The organism is Vibrio sp. YT-18 (assembly GCF_033337345.1).
Lineage (GTDB): Bacteria > Pseudomonadota > Gammaproteobacteria > Enterobacterales > Vibrionaceae > Vibrio > Vibrio alginolyticus.
Genome location: NZ_JAWOQO010000296.1, coordinates 1 through 1,021, shown reverse-complemented (window position 1 = coordinate 1,021; position 1,021 = coordinate 1). Strand labels below are relative to the sequence as shown.

Sequence of the window (1,021 nt, the reverse complement as noted above, 5' to 3'; positions counted from 1 at the left end):
CCACCATTGAGAGCATCTTTGGCTTTATCAAAAAGCGTCACCACGCGACGTTGATTGCGTTTGATATCGGCAACGGTATCCAACTCAACCCAGATTTAGATGCGGAAGTGCCACCGGGTACCAAGCTGTTTTACATTGCAGATGAACGTATTGATGATTTTGCATGGAAAGAAATGAACAAGGAACAATAATGCACATGATTGCCGGCCTGTTAGCAGGTTTTCCAAACTTTTTACTCTACTTCTCAGTATCCATTATTTTTGTTTTGGCGTTTAAGTTCATCTACGTCAAGCTTACGCCTTATGATGAATGGCATCTGATCAAGGAAAAGCAAAATACCGCAGCCACAGTGGCGTTGAGTGGCGCTTTTCTGGGTTATTGTATTGCGATTTCGGGTGCGGCAAAAAACTCAGTCAACATTGTCGACTTTATGGTTTGGGGCGTTGTTGCCATGCTTGCGCAAATCATCGCATTTGCCATCGTGCGTTTTATTTTGCTGCCAAGAGTTACTGAGCGTATCGAAAAAGATGAGCTGCCTGCAGGCATTGTACTTGCGGCGGTTTCTATATCGGTCGGCATGTTGAATGCTGCTTGTATGACGTACTAGGAGGAACGATGAAGCGCAGTTCCAACGTTAAACGTTCTTCCATGGATAAAAGCTTAAAGCTTGGAAAAATCATACCGTTCGCGGCATTTGGCGGAATTTTCTTCCTTGCGACCCAAGAATCAAAGACTGAAGGCTACATTTTTTCTGACGCCGATGAATGTAAATCCAACTCGCCAGAGTTTAGTGAGCAGTGTGATATTGCTTACCAAGAGGCATTGGCTCGCGCTGAACGAAATGCTCCTCGTTATAACAACGAATTCGAATGTGAAACCGACTTTTACGAAGACGATTGTTACTACAGCTCAAGCTCTCGTGCTTATGTCCCTCATTTTGGCGGCTTTTTCTATAGTCGTTCAGTTAATGATTTGAAAGGTTACAACAAGAGTTATTATTCGGAACCGATGTACCGCTATA

Annotated in this window: 2 protein-coding genes and 1 pseudogene; all 3 read left to right on the top strand. The window is 43.7% G+C overall.

The features are described 5' to 3' along the window. Positions 1 to 191, top strand: a pseudogene (locus R7M72_RS26115) (two pore domain potassium channel family protein); the annotation flags it as partial. Next, positions 191 to 607 carry a DUF350 domain-containing protein gene (locus tag R7M72_RS26110; RefSeq protein ID WP_318056594.1) on the top strand — a complete coding sequence of 139 codons (417 nt, stop codon included), beginning with the start codon at positions 191 to 193 and terminating at the stop codon, positions 605 to 607. The pseudogene R7M72_RS26115 and the gene R7M72_RS26110, both read left to right, overlap by 1 nt. 8 nt (positions 608 to 615) lie before the next feature. After that, positions 616 to 1,021: DUF1190 domain-containing protein (locus R7M72_RS26105; RefSeq protein WP_318056593.1), on the top strand; the 406-nt coding region annotated here is incomplete at its 3' end.

What these genes read in the sequence shown, in the direction of transcription:
- R7M72_RS26110 (WP_318056594.1), top strand. Translation starts at nt 191, where the DNA reads ATGCACATGATTGCCGGCCTGTTAGCAGGTTTTCCAAACTTTTTACTC.